The sequence below is a fragment of the Siphonobacter sp. SORGH_AS_0500 genome (assembly GCF_031453245.1).
GTDB lineage: Bacteria > Bacteroidota > Bacteroidia > Cytophagales > Spirosomataceae > Siphonobacter.
Genome location: NZ_JAVIYT010000001.1, coordinates 2,656,958 through 2,670,751, shown reverse-complemented (window position 1 = coordinate 2,670,751; position 13,794 = coordinate 2,656,958). Strand labels below are relative to the sequence as shown.

The 13,794-nt window shown below is 47.0% G+C and carries 12 protein-coding genes and 1 pseudogene; 10 read left to right on the top strand and 3 right to left on the bottom strand.

Annotated elements, in window-relative coordinates; all coding sequences use genetic code 11:
* Window positions 1–15: 15 nt before the first annotated feature.
* On the top strand, window positions 16–759 hold the full coding sequence (locus QE357_RS11355) for a class I SAM-dependent methyltransferase (protein ID WP_307143126.1): 744 nt from the start codon (window positions 16–18) through the stop codon (window positions 757–759).
* A 422-nt stretch (window positions 760–1,181) separates the two neighbouring features.
* Complete coding sequence (locus tag QE357_RS11350) at window positions 1,182–1,319, top strand: hypothetical protein (RefSeq protein WP_157830157.1); 138 nt, start codon at window positions 1,182–1,184, stop codon at window positions 1,317–1,319.
* A gap of 71 nt (window positions 1,320–1,390) precedes the next feature.
* Here QE357_RS11350 and QE357_RS11345 read toward each other — a convergent pair whose 3' ends face one another.
* Entirely contained in the window at window positions 1,391–2,314 is a 924-nt protein-coding gene (locus QE357_RS11345; RefSeq protein WP_309707495.1) for a glycoside hydrolase family 43 protein, read from the bottom strand.
* 166 nt (window positions 2,315–2,480) lie between these two features.
* Here QE357_RS11345 and QE357_RS11340 point away from each other — a divergent pair, with 166 nt between their 5' ends.
* The 7 genes from QE357_RS11340 to bshB1 all read left to right on the top strand — a co-directional run bounded on the left by QE357_RS11340 (window position 2,481) and on the right by bshB1 (window position 10,690).
* Window positions 2,481–3,545 (top strand): FUSC family protein, encoded by a 1,065-nt coding sequence (locus QE357_RS11340; RefSeq protein WP_307143124.1) that lies wholly within the window; start codon window positions 2,481–2,483, stop codon window positions 3,543–3,545.
* 65 nt (window positions 3,546–3,610) lie between these two features.
* Complete coding sequence (locus QE357_RS11335; protein ID WP_232793521.1) at window positions 3,611–4,237, top strand: 7-carboxy-7-deazaguanine synthase QueE; 627 nt, start codon at window positions 3,611–3,613, stop codon at window positions 4,235–4,237.
* A gap of 5 nt (window positions 4,238–4,242) precedes the next feature.
* Entirely contained in the window at window positions 4,243–6,225 is a 1,983-nt protein-coding gene (locus QE357_RS11330; protein ID WP_309707492.1) for an OmpA family protein, read from the top strand.
* A 286-nt stretch (window positions 6,226–6,511) separates the two neighbouring features.
* Window positions 6,512–7,486 (top strand): thioredoxin-disulfide reductase, encoded by a 975-nt coding sequence (gene trxB, locus QE357_RS11325; RefSeq protein WP_106634731.1) that lies wholly within the window; start codon window positions 6,512–6,514, stop codon window positions 7,484–7,486.
* A gap of 149 nt (window positions 7,487–7,635) precedes the next feature.
* Window positions 7,636–8,712, top strand: a complete 1,077-nt coding sequence (locus QE357_RS11320; protein WP_106634732.1) for a peptidoglycan DD-metalloendopeptidase family protein — start codon at window positions 7,636–7,638, stop codon at window positions 8,710–8,712.
* A gap of 161 nt (window positions 8,713–8,873) precedes the next feature.
* Window positions 8,874–9,971, top strand: coding sequence for a peptidoglycan DD-metalloendopeptidase family protein (locus QE357_RS11315; protein WP_309707488.1), 1,098 nt, complete (start codon window positions 8,874–8,876; stop codon window positions 9,969–9,971).
* Entirely contained in the window at window positions 9,971–10,690 is a 720-nt protein-coding gene (bshB1, locus tag QE357_RS11310; protein ID WP_307143119.1) for a bacillithiol biosynthesis deacetylase BshB1, read from the top strand. The genes QE357_RS11315 and bshB1 overlap by 1 nt, the downstream gene beginning before the upstream one ends.
* Before the next feature lie 105 nt (window positions 10,691–10,795).
* Here the strand turns inward: bshB1 and ygiD are convergent.
* Window positions 10,796–11,629: pseudogene (gene ygiD / locus QE357_RS11305) on the bottom strand (4,5-DOPA dioxygenase extradiol).
* A 179-nt stretch (window positions 11,630–11,808) separates the two neighbouring features.
* Between ygiD and QE357_RS11300 the strand changes: the two are divergent.
* Window positions 11,809–12,936, top strand: coding sequence for a glycosyltransferase family 1 protein (locus QE357_RS11300; protein WP_307143117.1), 1,128 nt, complete (start codon window positions 11,809–11,811; stop codon window positions 12,934–12,936).
* A 64-nt stretch (window positions 12,937–13,000) separates the two neighbouring features.
* On the opposite strand, the gene pdxH is transcribed toward QE357_RS11300, so the two are convergent.
* Window positions 13,001–13,654: a pyridoxamine 5'-phosphate oxidase gene (gene pdxH / locus QE357_RS11295; RefSeq protein ID WP_309707485.1), complete on the bottom strand. Its 654-nt coding sequence runs from the start codon at window positions 13,652–13,654 to the stop codon at window positions 13,001–13,003.
* Window positions 13,655–13,794: the final 140 nt, after the last annotated feature.

The following is a 13,794-nucleotide window of genomic DNA, read 5'->3' as shown; positions in this document are numbered from 1 at the left end:
AACCACCTTGATGTTATGAAAGATTTGTTTTCCCAGCAATCAGAAGCCTACGCCAAGTACCGGCCTACGTATCCACAGGAGTTATATGACTTCATTTTACAGCAGGTTCCCACGAAGGAAAAGGCATGGGATTGTGCTACGGGTAACGGACAAGTGGCCGTTAAACTGGCCGAATATTTCGAGCAGGTCAATGCGACAGATATTAGTGAAAGACAACTGAGTCAGGCTACCCCGGCTCAGAAGGTTCACTATGAAATCAGTCGGGCTGAAGAGACGCCCTTCCCGAATGATTACTTTGATTTAATAACCGTGGCTCAGGCTTTTCACTGGTTCGATTTTGAAGCCTTTCACCAGGAAGCCAAACGGGTACTGAAACCCGAAGGTGTCATTGCGGTATGGGGGTACGAGCTCTTAGAAATCTCCCCAGACATTGATCCCCTGATTCTGGAATTTTATGAAAATGTTGTCGGGCCTTATTGGGCACCCGAGCGGCATCATATAAAAGAGAAGTACAGCCGGATTTCCTTTCCTTACCGAGAAATTCAGGCTCCGGATTTTGAGATGGTAAAAGACTGGACGCTGGAAGATCTGGCGGGCTATTTCAGCTCCTGGTCGAGTGTGCAGGGATATAAGGAAGCCAACGAAGGCGAAGACCCCGTGCCGGAGTTAATCAAGCAAATCAGTCCGCTTTGGGATGTGGATACGCGACAAGAGGTAATCTTCCCGGTTTTTCTGCGGATTGGGATTAATAATCTATAGCCTGATGGTTCAATAGTTCTTCGGTCAGAAACATACACAACCTAACAAAAAATCCCCGAAATTGCTTCGGGGATTTTGTATTTTTCTAAGAGCCTGCTTGAGTTATTTCTCCACTGCTACCAGCGAAAAAAGCTGGTAGCGGTAGGTATGGAGTGATTTTAGACAGTGTTCAATTGCTTTTTTGTATGAATAATCAGTTCGTACTATTGCTATTGACGGACTCATGCCAAGAAGTAAGTCTGAATTAGCACTAAATCAATGTTGCCAGCGGCGGTAAGATTACTTGATCTTAAAAAACATAGCTTCTGAAGCTTTCACCGATTGAGAATGGAAAGGCTAATACATTTTTAAGAAGCGAGAAATTACGAAGCATACACCATCGGTCATTTCTCCACCGCTGCCAGCTTTTTTTGCTGGCAGCAATGACTCGCTCCCTCCCAGCTCATGCTGCCAGCAAAAAAGCTGGCAGCGGCAGTCCAAAAGTATCCCCCACGAGAGGTAGTACTTATTTCTTCGTCGCTTCCAGCGTGGCCCGGCCAGCTTTTTCGCTGGCAGCATAAGCTGGAAATCGGTCAATTCATTACTACTAGCAAAAAGCGGTAGGCAAGTAGTGACTTTAGGCAATCTTTAATTACTTGATCGCATTAAATTCAGCTTCAGTAATCGTCAAGACTGTTCCGTGACGAATGCCTTTGGGAAATTCTACCTGGTCAGATACATCTTCCCAGTGTTCCATGTCCTTCGAACGGAGGGCACCGTAGGTATGGTCGATGTATTTGTCGAAATACACGTAGACGTAATCGCCAATTTCTACCGCCGTTGGGCCTTCTGCCCAGTACTTACCCGTAATTGGAGCCGAAACCTCAACGGGATAAGGCCCTTCCGCTTTCCTTGACTTGGTAATCCGTATGTTTTTTTCCGCTGGTTTCGGATTCTCGTTTTTCACGAACATGTAATACCATTTTCCTTTTTTCAGCAAGCTTGCGTCAATGGCACTGAAGCTGGGATTAAAGAATAGCTTCGTCTTGCTGAATTTTTTGAAGTCTTTGGTCGTGACGTAATAGATGCGGTGGTTTAGTCCTTTTTCGTGTTCAGAATCGGCTATGTCCGCATGTCTTCCCGGAATGGTTGTAGCCCAGAAGATGAGGTACTGCTTTTGCTGATCGTCGTAGAAGACTTCGGGGGCCCAACTGTTCTTAGCGGTGGGTTCATGCTCCATGACCGGAATAGCTTGTTGAGGTGACCAGTTTTTTAAATCTTTGGAAGAACTATAGCCAATAATCTGATCGTGCCAGCCGGACGTCCAGACCATGTGGAATTGACCATCAGCTCCCCGAATGATACAAGGGTCCCGCATGAGCTTGTCTTTGCCTACTTCAGGGCTGAGGTAAGAAGCTCCCTGACGCAGGGCCGACCAGTGAAGACCATCGGTACTGGAGGCATAATGTAAACCGTCCTGACCGTTATCCGTGAAGTAAGAAAACAGATACACCTGTTTCTGAGCCGAACAAATCAGGCTCGCCAGAAAAAAGACTGGGAATAAGAATTTACGCATGAAAAGAAGGAAAAAAAATTAGACTCGACAAGTTATCGGTTTTCAATAAAAATAGGTGATGAGTAATTACTGAAATAATCAAATACTGATTTACTATAAAGATCATTTAAGTAATTGAGTATTTACTAGTGTCTGATTGTTAGTGCATTAATCGCATATGGAAAGAATGAATTTACTACATAGACCTCAAATTAAGTTATTGAAAAACTTTACCCGAAGCGATCTGGAAGGAGCTGCCTTACCCACACTTGGGGTATTTGTAGGGCTGGTATTAGCTCAGATTTCTTACTTTGGTCCCTTCGCCGGATTCATGGTGATGGTGATGCAATGCCTCATGAGCGTCCGGGCTAAGGGTTCGTACAGGGAGCGTCTGCAAATGCTGGCTTACGTTTTGCTCATTTTGATCGGGACGACGGCCTGGGGAATCTTCAGCTCTTTTCATACCATCAATGTCGTCTTCGGGGTGCTCTTATTATCCGTAGCTTTGACGTACTGGAGACATTTCTTTCCAGAGGACTGGAGGAGTATCAATGCCCCCGCATCGGCCTTGTATTTCGTAACCCTGGCGACGAAGGCGGATGAAAAAGCATTACTGGCGGTCTTATTCAGTGGAATTCTGGGCATCGGCTTGCAAGCGTTTCTCTGGTTTGTATACCCTCAGGCTTTTGATAAAAAGTCTCCCGTCATGCGACTGAAAAGTCGCCGGGCCCGGAAACGCCCTCGGGCCAACCCGGTCGATCTGACGCTCATTTCTTCGGTAAAGCCTGATCTCTGGCGTTACACCTTTCGGCTGATGTTTCTGTTGATATTAAGTGTCTGGATTGTGAATTACACGCATTCACTGCACGCGTACTGGATTCCCTTAACGGTAGTAATCGTGCTACAGGATAACCATCTGGATACGCTCAAGCGAGTAGGTGGGAGAGTGCTGGGCACCTTTATCGGGAGCATCATCGGGAGCTTCCTATTGGCCCTTCACCCGGATCCGCTACTAGGGATGCCTTTACTCATCCTCTGTATGTTTACCTTTCTGCTGATTGTCAAGCATAATTATCCAATAGCCTGTATTTTCCTGACGATTTATATTATTCTGTTGATTGGCCGACAATCGACGAACACGTTTCAGGTTGGCGTGGAGCGAACGCTGTTTACATTAGCGGGCGGGTTACTGGTATTTTTAAGCTCGTATGTGTTGTTCTGGCAACGCAAAAAACAACAAAGTGTCAGCTAAAGCTCTGGAACTTTACCGGATGCAATTGCCGTTGAATTATCTTTGTGAAAAGATTATAACGAGATATGTCAGAAGTGCTTATTGCTCCCCAGCCTGTTCAATTACCTGTGATGGAATCCTTTTATACGCTTCAGGGCGAGGGATATCATAACGGAAAAGCCGCTTACTTCATTCGCCTGGGTGGCTGTGAGGTAGGCTGTCACTGGTGTGATGTGAAGGAAAGCTGGGATGCCAGCCTGCATCCTCAATTTACGATTGAAGCCATAGTGAAAGGAGCCCTTCAGCATCCAGGACGATTGGCGGTGATTACGGGTGGAGAGCCCTTAATGCACGATTTAACGGATTTGACAGCGGCCTTACAGCAAGTCGGTTTTCAGACCAATATTGAAACCTCCGGCGTATATGCGGTGTCGGGAAGTTGGGACTGGGTTTGTTTTTCACCCAAGAAATTCAAGGAGCCGCATCCAGACATTTATTCGAAAGCGAATGAATTGAAGGTAATTATCTATAATAAGTCCGATTTTGAGTTTGCGGAAGAACACGCAGCGAAGTTACAGACTGACTGTCAGCTTCTGTTACAGCCGGAATGGAGCAGGCACGAAATGATGCTTCCCCAAATCATTGCGTACGTAAAAGACAATCCGAAGTGGCGGGTTTCGTTACAAACGCATAAATACATGAATATACCCTAAGCCGTATGTTTGAAAAAGGTACCTTAGTTCGGAATTTTTTTACGGAGCCCATGCAGGCCCGAAGATGTTTCAAAGCAGCCGCAGTGCTGGCCCTGTTCACACTGGGGTACCAAACTTCATTTGCTCAGGACAAAAGAGCACGGGATGCTTACGAGAAAGGGCAAAAGGCCTTGGCTAATCGGGATATGGGGGCGGCTCGCAAGGAATTTCAGAAGGCCGTCGAGCGGGACGAAAATTATGGCGAGGCTTATTTCAGACTGGCTCAGCTTTTCGAATATGACCGGAATCTGGAAGAATCGGCGAAGTATTACCAGAAAGCCGTTACGCTCAAGCCTGACTCGCCGGAAGTGCAGCCTGCCTTTTTATGGCTAGGGGCTTATTACCTGAAAACCGGGAACTACGCTCAGGCAGCTCCATTGCTGGAGAAATACCTGGAGGTTCAGAAATCCATTACCAAGCCGAGTCCGATTCTGAAAATAAGTCTGAAGCGTGCTCAGCGAATGCTGGATGTCTGCCGCTTCTCTCAGGAGGCAGTCAAACACCCGCTTACCGTACAAGTCAAAAAGCTTCCCGACGTTATTAATGCTTTTGATTCTCAGTATTTTCCGGTCTTAACTGCCGATCGGCAACACCTTTTCTTTACCGGAATTGAACAACCCAATGGGGATGAAAATCTCTACATTTCTTCGTATACCGAAGAACTCGGCTGGACGAAGCCCAGGGCGGTTTCCGGGATGATTAATACCGATGAAAACGAAGGAACTTCCAGCATTTCAGCGGATGGCCGGACGCTAGTCTTTACCGTTTGCCAGAGTCGCCTGCGTCGGGGATATGGGAATTGTGATTTATACATTACCTATCGAAATGGCGATCAATGGACGGAACCTGAAAACCTGGGGCCGCAGATTAACTCCGCTGCCTGGGAGTCTCAACCTACCTTATCGCCCGATGGACGGGTCATCTTCTTCGTTTCCGATCGTCCCGGGGGCCTAGGCAAGCGAGATATCTGGATGAGTAAAAAGGATTCACTCGGCCGCTGGATGCCTTCGGTTAATGCCGGGCCGGCTATTAATACCACCGAAGATGAAGTGTCTCCCTTCCTGCATGCCAATGGTACATCGCTGTTTTTTGCTTCCGATGGATACACGGGCCTGGGGGGATTTGATCTCTGGTTAACCGAATTTGACGGGAAAACTTTTTCAAAACCCGAAAATCTGGGGTATCCGCTGAACAATCATGAAGATCAGGTGGCTCTTTACATCACAGCCGATGGTCGGAAGGGCTATTATTCGCAGGAGGATCGCATCGAGACGGATCATCGGCAGTCGCGTTTATGGGAGCTGGATGTTCCTGAAACGTTGGCCTCCCGTTTCAAGCGGGCTCATGTGCTCAAGGGATTCATCGTCGATGCAACTACCAAGAAACCTTTGGTAGCGGCTCTAGAAGTGATAAATCTGAAAACCAAAGAAAAAGAAGCCGTTCTCCGCAGCGATAACCGCACGGGGGAATATGCTGTGGTTTTAACCTCAGGAAACGAATACGCCGTCTTTGTGAATCGGCCGGGGTACCTGTATAAGAGTCTTTCCTTTGATTTTTCGGGAACTAGTGCCGATAAAGTGTTGGATATCGCTCTGGAAGCCATCCGAAAAGATCAGCACGAAATCCTCAAAAATGTCTTTTTCGATTCGGGTAAATGGGAGATCAAGGAAAAGTCACAGGCAGAGCTGGAGAAGCTCGTAAAACTGCTGAACGAAAATCCGTCCGTCTCTATCGAAATCTCAGGCCATACCGATGACGTAGGAGAAGACAAAAATAACAAAGAGTTATCCCTGAAACGGGCCCGTTCCGTAACGGATTACCTGACCAGTCAGGGGATCTCCGCCCACCGTATCAAAGCCGTAGGCTACGGAGAAACGCAACCCGTAGTCTCCAACACCGACGAAGAAAGCCGGGCACTCAATCGGCGGATTGAGGTGAAAATACTTTAGCGTTGGGAGTGGAGGGTTTAGTGTTTTGAGTTAATACTGGTTCAAAATTTTCCTCGGGCTGTCAATAACTAGGGAATTATTCCGAGATGTAGTTTAGGGCCGATACTCAGATAAAGGCATTTAAGTAGGGGAGATTTCTGACAAAACTCTAAATCCCAAACGCAAAACTCCCAATGCTACACTCTGATTTTCAGTAAGTCTCAAAAAAATCTTGCCTTTCCGGCATGAATTGGCAATTTTTGTGTTAGCAACGTTGTTGCAAAGGAAGTATCATTTCCCATTTTTTATGTCAGCAGAACATATCCATTGCCTAATTATCGGCTCAGGCCCTGCGGGGTACACAGCCGCTATCTACGCCTCACGTGCGGGACTTAATCCCGTTTTATATACAGGTCCTCAACCCGGTGGTCAGTTGACTACTACTACGGAAGTCGATAACTTTCCTGGCTACCCCGAAGGAGTAACGGGTCCTGAAATGATGCAGGATCTGGAGAAACAGGCTCGTCGTTTCGGCACGGAAATCCGTTACGGCTTAGCTACCAAAGTTGATTTCTCGGACCCAACCTCCAAGAAAGTATGGATTGATGAAACGCACGAAATCTGTGCTGATGCCATCATCATCTCTACGGGAGCGTCTGCCAAATGGCTGGGTTTAGCCGGTGAAGATATCTACAATGGTCGCGGCGTTTCGGCCTGTGCCGTTTGTGATGGGTTCTTCTATCGGGGTCAGGAAGTAGTGGTTGTCGGAGGGGGTGATACCGCTGCTGAAGAGGCAAGCTATCTGGCCAAATTATGCAAGAAGGTATACCTGCTGGTGCGTCGGGATGAGTTACGTGCTTCGCAGATCATGCAGACCCGCGTAAAATCATTACCTAACCTCGAAATCCTGTGGAACACCGAAACGGAAGAGTTATTAGGTGATGAAACGGGATTAACAGGGGCTCGGGTGAAAAACGTAATTACGGGAGAAACGCAGGATTTATGCGTAACGGGCTTCTTCGTAGCGATTGGACACAAGCCTAACACCGATATTTTCAAGGATTATATCACCATGGATACTACAGGATACATTAAAACCGTTCCCGGTAGTAGCAGAACGAATGTAGCAGGCGTATTTGCCTGTGGTGATGCTCAGGATAATGTATACCGTCAGGCGATCACGGCAGCAGGTACGGGATGTATGGCTGCTCTGGACGCTGAACGCTGGCTGGCTGAAATGGAAGCCCCAGTGGTCATTACTCCAGAAATTTTGGAAAATTAATTGAACATAACTCCCTTACCGTACTCTAACGGAATAGAAGCGGGGCTTTCGGAGCCAAACCCTCCTGAAAAGCTCCGCTTCTTTTTGGGATAGACATATCGATCCATTCAATACGTCTGAATGGATACTTTTTAGGTGTACTGAAACACATGATGAAATTAGTAACCGCTCTTTTTTTCTGTAGCATCTGCGTGTTCGCCACCACGGAAAGCTTTGCTCAACAGGAAAAAGGTCTGTTTAAAAAGGCCCCCAGTATTAAGCCTAAGTCGACAGATAAGAAAAAAGTGAATGAGTTTGAGCTTCAGCAGGAAGCTACGCCGAGTCTTCGCTTTTCGGAACAGTTTGAACCCAAGAAAGCCGTAAACCCCGTGACCAGTAATATGGACACCACGCGGGTAGACGATAAAACGGAGAAAATTCCGACGGAAACCGAAGATCAGGTCTATGATGATTCTTCCGGGGTTTGGGTAACAACCCACCGCTACTTCTCCATCTGGGATCCCAATACCATTGATCCCTATAACATCAATCCACTGGATTTCGACGAACCTATCGATCTACTCCTATATGATGAGGCCAAAAGCCAACTCTGGTCGGCACCGCTCCAAAAAGGCGTGTTAACTTCCCAGTTTGGCCGTCGTTGGGGCCGCTGGCATACGGGAGCTGATCTTGATCTGGATACCGGAGAGGATGTGTTTGCTGCTTTTGATGGTCAGGTTAGGGTGGTCAGTTTTGATGGAGGCGGGTACGGTCGTTATGTCGTTATCCGACATTATAACGGTTTAGAAACGTTATATGGCCACTTATCAGCTCAATTGGTTCAATCAGGGCAGTTCGTTAAAGCCGGGGAAAAAATTGGTTTGGGAGGAAGCACGGGCCGGAGTACGGGACCGCACTTGCACTACGAAGTCCGCTACGAGGGTAATCCCTTTAATCCGCTGGAGATTTATAAATTCCCCGAAAACGTAATCAAATCCGATCATTACCTGCTCACTTCCAAGGTGTGGGACCACCTGCGGGGCGGCGGAAGTAACCGCGTTCAGTATGAATATAACACGGGGGAGAAATCGAAACAGCACCGTCAGATTCGATGGTATCGCGTTCGGAAAGGAGACACCTTATCCGAAATCGCTCACCGTTCCGGCATCACCATTACCCAACTGAAACGTCTGAATGGGTTGCGTAACAGTAACCTGAGTATTGGTAAAAAACTCCGGGTAAAATAAGGAATGAGTATACGCTAACCACCGCAGGCTGCATCGTCTGCGGTGGTTACTCGTTTTATTTGCTTCCTCATTAAACCCAGCCTTCGTAAATCCGTTCTTATTGGCTCAATTATTAGTAAGAGACAGGCACAGCCTGCCTCCTTATTTGTTACCTGGTATTCATGTCTTATTCCCACTATTTATGTACCGCCGTTTTCTTTCTAGCTACTTACTTCGCTACAACGCCCGCCCTGGCTCAGGAACGGGGTGTTTTTAAGAATACCCCCACCATCAAAAGTAAGATTCCTCCCAAGCCGGTAACGAAAAAATCGACGTTGGAAGAAGATCCCGTATTACTCTTACGGTCCTACGAGCAATTTGAGCCCTTGAAGTTACCTAATCCGTTCGTACGCAGTGCGGTTGATACCATGCATGCGTCTCAGCTGGAAACGGATCAGTTTATTGTAGAAACTTTTCAGGAAATTCGTCCTTATAATTCTGACACCTGGGCAAAAGTAAGTGAGCACTTTAGAGTGTGGGACGAGCACCATGTAAATCCCTATGGCTACGACATACGGAACTTTGACGAGTCAATTAACATTCAACTCTATGACACCACTCGTCAGCAGTATTGGTCGGCACCGCTTGAGAAGGGACAACCTACGTCGATTTTCGGCTGGCGGAAAATTCGCTGGCACAAAGGCGTGGATTTGAATCTAAATACAGGCGATCAGGTTCGGGCCGCTTTTGATGGCCAGGTTCGGGTGGTAAGCTTCGAAGGCCGGGGATTTGGTCGTTACATCGTCGTCCGGCATTACAATGGGCTGGAAACGGTTTATGGGCATTTATCCAAACAATTGGTGAAGCCCAAACAGCAGGTAAAAGCGGGCGAACTGATTGGGTTAGGTGGAAGCACGGGCCGAAGTAGTGGGCCACACCTTCATTTCGAGTTGCGGTACGAAGGTCATCCCTTTAACCCACTGGAGATTTTTGCCTTTCCTGAGAATGTGATACGCTTTAGCCAGTACATCCTCACGCCTAAAGTGTTTGCTTACGTGACCGGGCGTAAGTTTGAAGAAACCAAGAACGAGCCGGAAGGAGATGCTGACGAAGCGGAAGAAGAAGTAGAATACCGGGAAACCGATTGGTATACCGTACGGAAAGGGGATACTTTGGATGAAATATCACGTCGTTCGGGTATATCCATTGGCCGGATTAAAGAGTTAAATGGATTACGCACAAGCCGATTACAAATTGGACAAAAATTACGCATACGCTAATGAAATTAGACATACTGGTTCTGGCTGCTCATCCCGATGACGCGGAGATGTCCTGCGGAGGTACCATGGCTGCCGCAGTTGCTCAGGGGAAGAAAGTAGGAATTGTAGATTTTACCCGTGGAGAATTAGGAACCAGAGGAACGCCGGAGTTACGTCTTCAGGAAGCTGCCAACGCTGCCGAAATTCTGGGTCTCTCGGCTCGCGAAAACCTGGGCTTCCGGGATGGCTTTTTTGTAAACGATGAAGCCCATCAGTTGAAGGTCGTAGAAGTGATTCGTCGCTACCAGCCGGATTTATTAATTGCCAATGCCATTGATGATCGTCACCCGGACCACGGAAAAGGGGCTGCTCTGGCGGAATCGGCTAACTTCCTGAGTGGCCTCCGTCGCATCGAAACCTTCGAGCCAGATGGCACCCCGCAGTTACCCTGGCGACCCAAACAGGTGTTTCATTACATCCAGGATCGTTACATCAAGCCCGATGTGGTTGTTGACATTTCAGAGTTTTGGGAGAAGAAACTCGAAAGTGTGAAAGCCTATCGCAGTCAGTTCTACGATCCCGAGAACACCGAACCGGCCTCGTATATTTCCAGTAAAGAGTTCTTCGATTTTCTGGTATCACGCTGGCGGGAAGCGGGCCATCAGATCGGTGCTGAATTCGGAGAAGGATTCACCAATTACCGACAAATCGGAACGAAAGATCTCTTCGCATTACTGTAAAAAAAAGTCCTCATTTTCTATGATTCTGAAAATGAGGACTTTTTTTTGAGTAAATACGTAAAACAGTAATTACTAGAATAAGTAAACACTGTTTTACGTATTTACTTATCTTGAAAATACAACCGAAGTCATGGTTAAAGAGCCACCTACGGCCTTATCATTGAAAAACTGTACCTGATCTTTCTCGCTTTGTAAACCCAGGGTATACAGCAGCGGGTAATAATGATCGGGCGTTGGAATGGCGAGGGAAGCCGCTGGTCCCAGCTTCTCGTAATGAATGAGGTTCTGGTGTGTGTGTTCCAGAATGTTTTTCTTGAACGCCTCGTTCATGGACAGTGTCCAGTCATACCCATATTCGGGTTTATGCATGTGTTCCCAGGCAATCATCCGCAGGTTATGAACCATGTTGCCACTTCCCATAATTAATACCCCCTTTTTACGAAGAGCCGCCAGTTCTTTTGCTAAGGCATAATGATAGGATGCGGGTTTATTATAGTCAATGCTCAACTGTAAAACCGGAATATTCGCTTCGGGATACATATGGCGAATCACCGTCCAGGAACCGTGATCCAGCCCCCAGTCGTGATCTAAACCAACGTCGGTACTGGTAATAAGCTGTCTGGTTTCTAACGCAACGGACAAACTTCCGGGAACGGGATATTCAACTTCATGCAACTCCTGAGGAAAACCGCGAAAATCATGGATGGTCTTGGGGTGATCCATGGCGGTTACGTGGGTACCCCGCGTAACCGCCATGGATCACCCCAAGACCAGCACCGCAACGGGCTGAGGTAACTGTTTACCCAGTTCCCGCCAGGATTGGCTGAAGGTGTTATCTTCAATGCCGTTCATGGGCGAACCATGTCCCACAAACAGGACGGGCATTTCGTGCGTCTGTTTGTAAGTATCTGTTATTTTTTTTAGTGCCTGTAAATCCATGTTAATAGATGATAAACGAAGGATGATCTTCTGATTTCACACTATTGAATTATAATGTTAATACATTATATGTAATAACATATAAAAATAATAATTAATTCCTGTTAAGAATCATTAGTTTTGAAGATCATTCAGCCGGAAGCATTTAATGAGGTTACTGACGATTCAGTAACGAATCTATGAAAATTGGAATTGAAGCTCAACGCATTTTTGATCCCCAAAGACACAGCTCTGATTACGTAGCCATTAACCTGATCCAAGCCTTGCAAAAGCTCGATCAGCGAAATGAATACTTTATTTTTGCCCGTCCCGGCGAAGATCGGAGCAGTATGCAGGAAGCCTCCAATTTTCACGTCATCGAAATTCCGGGTTATAATTACCTTCACTGGGAACAGGTGCAGTTACCCCGGTACATGCGTCGCTTTAAAATTCACGTCTTGCACAGTACGGCTAATACGGCCCCGGTACGCCGTGAGGTGCCTCTGGTGCTAAATCTGCACCACATTAACTTTATGGATACGCACGACCGGACAAAAGCGGAAACGCGGTATCAGCAATTGAGTAATCGATACCGTCGCTGGATTGTTCCCCGGGTGGTCGATCAGGCAGAGTTAGTGATTACCGTTTCCGAGGAAGAAAAACAGCGAATTCTGAATCGTTTTCCGAAAGTGCAGGCAAATCGGGTGCAGGTAGTGTATAACGGTGTAAGCGAGGCGTATCATCAGGCCCATGAAGCGAATCAGGTTGCGGTACAGAAGCGTTATTCCCTGCCAGATCAGTACGTATTGCATTTCGGAAGCTCCGAGGCCCGAAAAAATACCCAGCGGGTAATTGAGGCTTTTGCCAGAGTAGCAGAGCGAGCGGATCAACTATGCCTGGTGATTACTAACGTTTCAAATGCTTTTGTAGAAAATAGCCTGGCTCACATACATAAATCTGAATTGCGGAACCGTATTCGTATTCTGGAAACGGTGAAGCAGAGCGATTTACCCGGACTATATCTGGGAGCAAAGGTTTTTATTTATCCTTCTACCCGGGAAAGTTTTATAAATCCGTTGCTGGAAGCCATGGCCGTGGGGGTACCCGTAATCACCTCTGACTTACCCGTTATGCACGAAATTGCTGGGCAGTCCGTCACGTGTATTGAGCCAACGGATGTATCTCTATTAGCAGAATCGATTCTTACGCTTTATACGGATCAGGCCCGGAGTAGCCGATTAGTGGAAGAAGCGAAACAGATTGCTCAGGATTTTACCTGGGAGCGAACCGCTCGACAAATGATTCAGATTTATGAATCCTTTAAATAGAAGGTTTCAGGCTTGATTTACTATCTATAAATCACCCCTGAAACCTTCAGCTCTTCTCAAATTATTAAGGAGCTAATCGCTCAATTTGCCATTGGTTATCCGTAAATGTGTACAACAGCCGATCGTGTAAACGGGAAGGGCGGCCCTGCCAGAACTCCATGCGTTGAGGAATGAGTCGATACCCACCCCAGTGAGCGGGTCGAGGGACAGGCTGATTCATGAATTGCTCCTGAAAACGCTTTTCGTTTTCTTCCAGCGTTTCACGGTTCGTAATAACCTGACTTTGGGGGGATGACCAAGCTCCAATCTGGCTGCTTCTGGGTCTGACGGCGAAGTAGGCGTCCGAGTCTTCCTCGGTAACTTTTTCCACTTTTCCTTCAATTCTAACCTGGCGTTCCAGTTCCACCCAGAAAAACGTCAGGGCTGCCTGTGGATGGTCGGCTAGCTCATGGCCTTTTTTGCTTTCGTAGTTCGTATACCACACGAATCCCTGTTCGTCCACGGTTTTTAATAACACAATACGACCGGAAGGCTGGCCTGAGGCCGAGACCGTTGCCAGGTGCATGGCGTTGGGTTCGGGCACTTGAGAAACGGTTGCTTCCTGAAACCAGATGCGAAACTGATCTATGGGGTTCGAGAAGACCGAAGAGACATCCAGATTGCCTTTGGTATAGTTTTCCCGGAGAGCGGATAAATCAAGCATAGGTGATGATGGCATGGCTTTCATACAAATTTAACATGGACAAAAGAAAGGACTAAGTCGTGATTACGAGCATGTTTTTCTAAATTTCATTTAAAAAACGGATTCAATTGCAGCGGAATCTACGAAGTGGTACAGTGCGTGCCGAATTTATTCTA

Excerpts from the sequence above, each read along its gene's own strand:
- QE357_RS11340 (WP_307143124.1), top strand. The coding sequence starts at position 2,481 with ATGAATTTACTACATAGACCTCAAATTAAGTTATTGAAAAACTTTACC.
- trxB (WP_106634731.1), top strand. The coding sequence starts at position 6,512 with ATGTCAGCAGAACATATCCATTGCCTAATTATCGGCTCAGGCCCTGCG.
- QE357_RS11355 (WP_307143126.1), top strand. The coding sequence starts at position 16 with ATGAAAGATTTGTTTTCCCAGCAATCAGAAGCCTACGCCAAGTACCGG.
- QE357_RS11335 (WP_232793521.1), top strand. The coding sequence starts at position 3,611 with ATGTCAGAAGTGCTTATTGCTCCCCAGCCTGTTCAATTACCTGTGATG.
- QE357_RS11345 (WP_309707495.1), bottom strand. The coding sequence starts at position 2,314 with ATGCGTAAATTCTTATTCCCAGTCTTTTTTCTGGCGAGCCTGATTTGT.
- QE357_RS11300 (WP_307143117.1), top strand. The coding sequence starts at position 11,809 with ATGAAAATTGGAATTGAAGCTCAACGCATTTTTGATCCCCAAAGACAC.
- QE357_RS11350 (WP_157830157.1), top strand. The coding sequence starts at position 1,182 with ATGACTCGCTCCCTCCCAGCTCATGCTGCCAGCAAAAAAGCTGGCAGC.
- pdxH (WP_309707485.1), bottom strand. The coding sequence starts at position 13,654 with ATGCCATCATCACCTATGCTTGATTTATCCGCTCTCCGGGAAAACTAT.
- QE357_RS11315 (WP_309707488.1), top strand. The coding sequence starts at position 8,874 with ATGTCTTATTCCCACTATTTATGTACCGCCGTTTTCTTTCTAGCTACT.
- QE357_RS11320 (WP_106634732.1), top strand. The coding sequence starts at position 7,636 with ATGATGAAATTAGTAACCGCTCTTTTTTTCTGTAGCATCTGCGTGTTC.
- bshB1 (WP_307143119.1), top strand. The coding sequence starts at position 9,971 with ATGAAATTAGACATACTGGTTCTGGCTGCTCATCCCGATGACGCGGAG.
- QE357_RS11330 (WP_309707492.1), top strand. The coding sequence starts at position 4,243 with ATGTTTGAAAAAGGTACCTTAGTTCGGAATTTTTTTACGGAGCCCATG.